The following is a 6,844-nucleotide window of genomic DNA, read 5'->3' on the forward strand; positions in this document are numbered from 1 at the left end:
GCCCTCCAGCGCCTTGCGGAAGCCCGCAACGACGCCCGTGGTGGCGAACTCGGCGGGGGCGCCGCGCTGCCAGCTCGAGTCGAAGACCGTGCCGCCGTCGTAGAGGGCTCCGGTGTACTGCACGATGACCTGGTCGCCCGGGTTCACGACATCGCCGTCGCCCTGACGGAGGTTCTCGACCCGCGTCTCGGTGGGCGCCGGGGCGTCGGGCATCGTGATCGTGGGCGCACCGTTGTCGTCGAAGGTGACGGTGGGCATGCCCTCGGCCGGAGCGACCTCGGTGCCGGTGGCACGGGTGGGCAGCTCTTCGATCGCGTCGGCGACGAGCACGAACGCCGGCGATCCCTCACCGAGCGCACCCGCGGGGAACGCCGAGACGGTGCGCGATCCGATCGTCGCGCACTCCAGTGCCGCACCGAAGATCTGCTGCGACGAGATCAGGGTGTCCATCCCGTCGGGCGCCGTGGTCTGGGTCTCGAGCTGCACCTGACCGGAGGCGGCGTCGATGAGGGTGAAGTTGGCACGCAGTACGTCGCCCGCGCGCACTTGGTCACCGGAGCCCTCGACGAGGGTGCTGCGCTCGAGACCGGCCGGGGTGTAGCCGGTCGGAAGGGTGACCTCGACCTTGCCTCGGAAATCACCGGAGACCTGAACGTCGTCGGACACAGCGCCCTGCGACAGCGCGCTCTGGCACTGTCCCGCGTCGGCCGAGCCGCTGGCGTCCGGGGTCGGGGCTTCGTCGGACGAGCCGGTGCAGCCCGCCAGGAGCAGGACCGCGGCAGCGGCGACGGACAGGGAAGCGATCGGGCGGATGCGCACGGCAGACCTCTCGGAGACGACGGGAACCGCCCCATCATCCCCTATCCGGCTTTGGCGCCGCTGGGAGCCCCATGCACGGCGACGCATGCGGCGCGCAGTAGCCTCGTCGAGTGAGTTCCGACGAGACCGAGGGCGTTCCCACCGTCCCCCCGAAGCAGATGGGCGCCGCGTACGGCCTCGGACGTTTCTTCATCGCGCCGCTCGCACGTGCGGTCTACCGGCCCCGCGTGGAGGGGCGCGAGAACGTCCCCCGCACCGGCCCCGTCATCTTCGCCAGCAACCACCTGTCGTTCATCGACTCGATCGCCATCCCCGTCGCATCCCCCCGGCCCGTGCACTTCCTCGCGAAGTCCACGTACTTCGAGAAGTGGGCCTCCCGGCAGTTCTTCACCGCGATCGGCGCGATCCCCGTCGAGCGCGGCGCCGGGCAGGCGGCGCTGGACGCTCTCGACCAGCAGCGCGCCCTGCTCGAGGACGGGCGCGCCGTGGCCCTCTACCCGGAGGGCACGCGGTCCCTGGACGGGCGCCTGTACAAGGGGCGCACCGGCGTGGCCTTCCTCGCCCTGCAGACCGGGGCCCCGGTGGTTCCGGTCGGGCTGATCGGCACCGACAAGGTCATGCCCGTCGGCGCCAAGGTGCCCTCGACGAGGGAGCGCATCACGGTGCGCTTCGGCGAGCCCCTCGACCTCTCTCCGCACGGTGCGGCTTCGTCCGGGCGCGCACGGCGCGGGGCGACCGACGAGATCATGGCCGCCATCCACGCCCTCAGCGAGCAGGAGCTCGCCAACGCCTACAACGAGGTCCCGGCGCAGAACCCGCTCGAACGCATCAAGCAGGTGCTCCCGCACGAGCGCATCTGACCGGTCGCCCTTGACGTGGGGGCCCGCGGCGAGCAGGGTCTGAAGGGGCGGGCCCGAACCCGCCGCAGCCACGACGAGGAGGCACCCGTGAAGAAGTTCGTGAACAACCCCGACAACGTGCTGGCGGAGGCTCTGCGCGGCATCCACGCCGCCCACCCCGATCTGCGCATCGACACCGAGAACCGCGTGATCCTGCGCGGCGAGCCCACCCCCGCGGGCAAGGTGGCACTCGTTTCGGGCGGAGGCTCCGGCCACGAGCCGATGCACGGCGGGTTCGTCGGCCGCGGCATGCTCGACGCCGCCGCGGCGGGCGAGGTGTTCACCTCCCCCACCCCCGACCAGGTGCTCGCCGCCACTCAGGCCGTCGACTCCGGCGCCGGCGTCCTCCACATCGTGAAGAACTACACCGGCGACGTCCTCAACTTCGAGATGGCCGCCGAGCTCGCCGCGGCCGAGGGCGTGCGGGTCGAGTCGGTCGTCGTCGCCGACGACGTCGCGGTGACGGACTCCACATGGACCGCCGGTCGCCGGGGCACCGGCACGACCGTCATCCTCGAGAAGATCGTCGGCGCACTGGCCGAAGAGGGTGCCGATCTCGACGCCGTCGCGGCCCTCGCGCGCCGGGTCTCCGAGGCGGGGCGCTCGATGGGCGTCGCTCTGACCAGCTGCACCGTGCCCGCCGTGGGTCACCCCACGTTCGAGCTCCCCGACGACGAGATGGAGGTCGGGGTCGGCATCCACGGCGAGCCGGGCCGCTCGCGCGTCAAGGTCGCCACCGCGCACGAGATCGCCACGATGATGGTCGACCCGATCGTCCATGACTTCGGCGACCCGGTCGGCTCGGCGATCGTCCTGCTGTCCGGCCTCGGCGGGACGCCCCTCATCGAGCAGTACCTCCTGTACGGCGAGATCGCCCCGCTCCTGGCCGAGGCCGGGATCGACGTGCAGCGTGTGCTCGTCGGCGACTACATCACGAGCCTCGACATGGCCGGCGCCTCGCTCACGGTCGTGAAAGCCGACGACGAGATGCTGCGCCTGTGGGACGCCCCCGTCGTGACGCCCGGCCTGCGGTGGGGCGCATGAGCGACGTGGTCTCCACCGACGACCTCGTCGCCTGGATCCGGGCGTTCCGCGACGCCGTCCAGCAGCATCGTGACGAGCTGACGGCTCTGGATTCCGCGATCGGCGACGCCGATCACGGATCGAACATGGCTCGGGGGCTGGATGCCGTCGTCGTCAAGCTCGAGACGCCCCCGGCGTCGGCGGCCGAGCTGTTCAAGACGGTCGGGATGACGCTGGTGTCCTCGGTCGGCGGAGCCAGCGGACCGCTCTACGGCACGTTCTTCCTGCGGATGGGTCCGGCTCTCGCCGATACCGACGGCGCGGATGCCGTAGCCCTGGGGGCGGCGCTGCGCGCCGGTGTCGACGGGGTCGTCGCCCGCGGGAAGGCCGAACCCGGCGACAAGACGATGATCGATGCGCTCGGCCCCGCCGTCGCGGCCTGGGACGACGCGGTCGCCGCCGGCGCCGATGTCGAGGCGGTGTCCGCCGCCGCTGCCGAAGCCGCCGCGAAGGGACGCGACGCCACCGAGCCCCTCGTCGCCCGCAAGGGTCGCGCGAGCTATCTCGGCGAGCGCAGCGCGGGGCACATCGATCCGGGTGCGGCGTCGTCGGCGCTGCTGCTCGAGACCCTCCGCGACAGCCTGGCGGCGCGCGGGTGATCGGCATCGTCGCGGTCTCGCACAGCCGCCCCCTCGCCGAGGCGGCGGTCGACCTGGCGTTGCAGATGGGCGGTGACGATCCGCCGACGGTGCGGGTGGCCGCCGGCGGACCGGACGGCGACCTCGGGACGGACGCCGCGGCGATCGCCGAAGCGCTGGATGCAGCCGATTCGGGTGACGGCGTCCTCGTGCTGATGGACCTCGGGTCGGCGCTGCTGAGCGCGGAGATGGCGCTGGAGTTCGCCACTACACCCCAGCGTGTCGTGCTGAGTCCGGCCCCCTTCGTCGAGGGGCTGGTCAGCGCCGTCGTGACGGCGGCCGGAGGGTCCTCCCTCGCCGACGTCGCCGCGGAGGTCGCCGGCGCCGCGGACGCGAAGCGCGCCCAGCTCGGCTCCGCCGAGCCGGAGACCGCGGCGGAAGCCGCAGCGCCGCCGCCCGCGGCCCCGACCGCCGACGAGCTGTCGTTCGAGACCACCGTGGTCAACCCGTCCGGACTGCACGCTCGGCCCGCGGCGACCTTCGTCAAGGCCGCGTCGCGCTTCGATGCCGACGTGCGCATCGCCGACCTCGACGGCAGTGCCGAGCCGGTCTCGGCGCGGAGCCTGCTGGCGCTCATGGCGCTCGGCATCCGTCAGAATTCCCGCGTGCGGGTGACCGCCTCCGGCCCCCAGGCGCGGGACGCCCTCGCCGAACTCCGCGTGCTGATCGACGACGGCTTCGGCGAGGTCTGACGGACGGGCTCAGCGCGTGACGCTGAGCAGGCGGCGCGCGAGAGCCTCTTCCACGACCAGCTCGGTGATGAGGTCCGCGGCGAGTGCGCCGCGGAGGGCGTCGAGCTTGGACAGGCTCGAGACGACGCAGAACCGGCGCGGGATGCGACGGACCGTGTCGAGGTCGGGCCCGCTGGAGCGGGCGTTGAGTTCCGGGATGCCGGACGACCCGTCGGTGCGGTAGAACACCGTCGCGCAGTCGCCGACGACGCCTTCCCGCTCGATGATCGCGCGATCACGCTCGTCGAAGTAGTCGCCGCTGTAGACGTGGGAGGGCACGTCGGCGTGGGGGGACCCGAGACCGAAGACGAACAAGCCGACGCGCTGCTGGATCTCCAGCACCGAGCGCACCGACCGTTCCCGCCACATCGCCTGCTTGGTCCTCGGGTCGTCGAAGAGCGCCGGCACCGGGAATTGGTGCACCGACGACGACCAGGCCGCCCCGAAGCGGGACAGGATCTCCCCCGCGTACGGGATGCCGGAGGTACGGAGGTTGGCCGCCCCGTTCATCTGGACGATGTGGGTGTCGGGCACGTCCTTGGAGGGGACGTGCCGCGCGATCGCCGAGAGCGTGGACCCCCAGGCGATTCCGACCGTCATCGACGACTCGATGCGCTCCGCGAGGATGCGCGCGGCGGTCAGCGCCGTCCGCTCGAGCCGCTCGGCTTCCGACGTTCGCGACGGCGTGGGCACGACGTGCGCGGTGATCCCGAAGCGGTCGGCGATGCGCTGAGCCATCTGGCCGCGCGCGTCGTCGGGCGGGCTGATCGAGATCGTCACCAGGCCGACATCGCGGGCGTGCTGCAGCAGCCGCGACACGGAGGATCGCGAGACGCGCATCTCGTGGGCGATGGCATCCATCGTCAGGTCCTGCATGTAGTACAGCTGCGCGGCGCGCAGCGCATCGCGCGAGCGCTCCTCGGTCTGCGTCATCGTCCCCAGCCTTTCCGCCTTGCCCATTCTGCACGTTTGTTCAAGGGGCTTGCAACAACGTGCAGCGACGCGCATCCTGTTTCGCGTACCCACAACGAAAGGTCGCAGTCGACATGTCGTCCCCCTCTTCTTCGATTCGCGCCGATGTCCAGGCGCTCCGCGACGCCGACGACCTCGACGTCCTCATCATCGGAGGGGGCATCAACGGCATCGCCACCCTCCGCGACCTCGCCCTCCAGGGCGTGAAGGTCGCCCTCGTCGAGCGCGGCGACTTCGTCTCGGGCGCCTCCTCGGCCTCGAGCCACATGGTCCACGGCGGTATCCGCTACCTCGAGAACGGCGAGTTCCGTCTCGTGAAGGAAGCCGTCACCGAGCGCAACGACCTGATCAAGACGGCCCCGCACTACGTCAAGCCGCTCGAGACCACGATCCCGATCTACAAGACGTTCTCCGGCATCCTCTCGGCACCCTTCCGCCTGCTCGTGACCCACGGCCGCGGCAAGCCGAACGAGCGCGGCGCGCTGCTGATCAAGGTCGGCCTCATCATGTACGACACCTTCTCGCGCGACGGTGGCACCGTTCCCCGCCACACCTTCCTCGGCAAGAAGAAGTCGCTCGCGGCGCTCCCGCGCCTCAACCCCGACCTGGCCTACACCGCCACGTACTTCGACGCCTCCATGCACGACCCGGAGCGCATCGCTCTCGACGTGCTGCACGACGGCATCGTCGCCGGCGGAGGCCGCACCCAGGCGGTCAACTACGTCTCGGCCGTCGGCGCGGACGAGAACGGCGTGCGTGTGCGCGACGAGCTCTCCGGCGAGGAGTTCTCGGTCGCGGCCAAGGTCATCCTGAACACCTCGGGACCGTGGACCGACCTCACCAATGGCGCGATGGGACTGCCGACGCAGTTCATGGGCGGCACCAAGGGCTCGCACGTCGTGCTGGACAACCCCGAGCTGCTGGCAGCCACCGGCGGTCGCGAGATCTTCTTCGAGCACTCCGACGGTCGCATCGTCCTCATCTACCCGCTCAAGGACCGCGTCCTGGTGGGCACCACCGACATCGACGCCGACCCGTCGCAGCCGGTCGTGTGCACCGACGACGAGATCGAGTACTTCTTCGACCTCATCGGTCACGTCTTCCCCACCGTGGCGGTCGACCGGTCGCAGATCGTCTACACCTTCTCCGGCATCCGTCCGCTCCCCCGTCACGACGACACCGCCCCCGGCTTCGTCTCGCGCGACTACCGGATCGTCGAAGACGAGATCGGCGGCACCCCCGCGATGAGCCTCGTCGGCGGAAAGTGGACCACGTTCCGCGCCCTCGCCGAGCACCTCAGCATGAAGACGCTCCAGAAGCTGCGCCGCCCGCACCGCGTGAGCACGCAGGGCCTGCCCATCGGCGGCGGCAAAGGCTTCCCCACCACGCCCGCCGAGCGCCGTCGTTGGGTGGCTGCCCGCACGAATGCTCACTCCGCCGAGCTCGTGGATGCCATGCTCGAGCGCTACGGCACCCGCGCGGACGCGATCCTCGCCGTGCTGCCCGCCGAGCCCACCGCTCTCGAGCACGCCCCCGGTTACTACCGCGAGGAGCTGACCTGGATCGCGGAGAACGAGCAGGTCGTCCACCTCATCGACGTGCTGCTGCGCCGGACGCATCTCGCCTTCGTCGGCGGGATGACCGAGCGCACGCTGTGCGAGGTGGCCGAGGCCGTCGCCGGCCCGCTCGGCTGGGACACCGC

General features: G+C 71.2%; 7 protein-coding genes. 5 read left to right on the forward strand and 2 right to left on the reverse strand.

Annotation, left to right across the window (positions count from 1 at the left end):
- A partial coding sequence (locus tag LQV45_RS14800) for an FKBP-type peptidyl-prolyl cis-trans isomerase (protein ID WP_230007685.1) occupies positions 1 to 819 on the reverse strand: 819 nt, incomplete at its 3' end.
- 158 nt (positions 820 to 977) lie between these two features.
- On the opposite strand from LQV45_RS14800, the gene LQV45_RS14805 reads away from it, so the two are divergent.
- The 4 genes from LQV45_RS14805 to dhaM all read left to right on the forward strand — a co-directional run bounded on the left by LQV45_RS14805 (position 978) and on the right by dhaM (position 4,131).
- Positions 978 to 1,679 carry a 1-acyl-sn-glycerol-3-phosphate acyltransferase gene (locus LQV45_RS14805; RefSeq protein ID WP_230007691.1) on the forward strand — a complete coding sequence of 234 codons (702 nt, stop codon included), beginning with the start codon at positions 978 to 980 and terminating at the stop codon, positions 1,677 to 1,679.
- Positions 1,680 to 1,766: 87 nt separating this feature from the next.
- Positions 1,767 to 2,762 (forward strand): dihydroxyacetone kinase subunit DhaK, encoded by a 996-nt coding sequence (gene dhaK, locus LQV45_RS14810; RefSeq protein ID WP_230007686.1) that lies wholly within the window; start codon positions 1,767 to 1,769, stop codon positions 2,760 to 2,762.
- Complete coding sequence (gene dhaL / locus LQV45_RS14815) at positions 2,759 to 3,400, forward strand: dihydroxyacetone kinase subunit DhaL (protein ID WP_230007687.1); 642 nt, start codon at positions 2,759 to 2,761, stop codon at positions 3,398 to 3,400. The genes dhaK and dhaL overlap by 4 nt, the downstream gene beginning before the upstream one ends.
- Positions 3,397 to 4,131 (forward strand): dihydroxyacetone kinase phosphoryl donor subunit DhaM, encoded by a 735-nt coding sequence (gene dhaM / locus LQV45_RS14820; protein WP_230007688.1) that lies wholly within the window; start codon positions 3,397 to 3,399, stop codon positions 4,129 to 4,131. Before dhaL ends, dhaM begins: the two co-directional genes overlap by 4 nt.
- A 9-nt stretch (positions 4,132 to 4,140) precedes the next feature.
- Here the strand turns inward: dhaM and LQV45_RS14825 are convergent, their stop codons facing one another.
- A complete protein-coding gene (locus LQV45_RS14825) occupies positions 4,141 to 5,103 on the reverse strand; it encodes a sugar-binding transcriptional regulator (RefSeq protein WP_230007689.1) in 963 nt (320 codons plus the stop codon).
- 113 nt (positions 5,104 to 5,216) lie between these two features.
- Between LQV45_RS14825 and LQV45_RS14830 the strand changes: the two genes are divergently transcribed.
- On the forward strand, positions 5,217 to 6,844 hold a 1,628-nt coding region (locus LQV45_RS14830), incomplete at its 3' end, for a glycerol-3-phosphate dehydrogenase/oxidase (protein WP_230007690.1).

This window comes from Microbacterium sp. Bi128 (genome assembly GCF_918698205.1).

Coding starts and splice junctions, on each gene's coding strand:
- LQV45_RS14805 (WP_230007691.1), top strand. CDS start 978: ATGGGCGCCGCGTACGGCCTCGGACGTTTCTTCATCGCGCCGCTCGCA.
- dhaL (WP_230007687.1), top strand. CDS start 2,759: ATGAGCGACGTGGTCTCCACCGACGACCTCGTCGCCTGGATCCGGGCG.
- LQV45_RS14825 (WP_230007689.1), bottom strand. CDS start 5,103: ATGACGCAGACCGAGGAGCGCTCGCGCGATGCGCTGCGCGCCGCGCAG.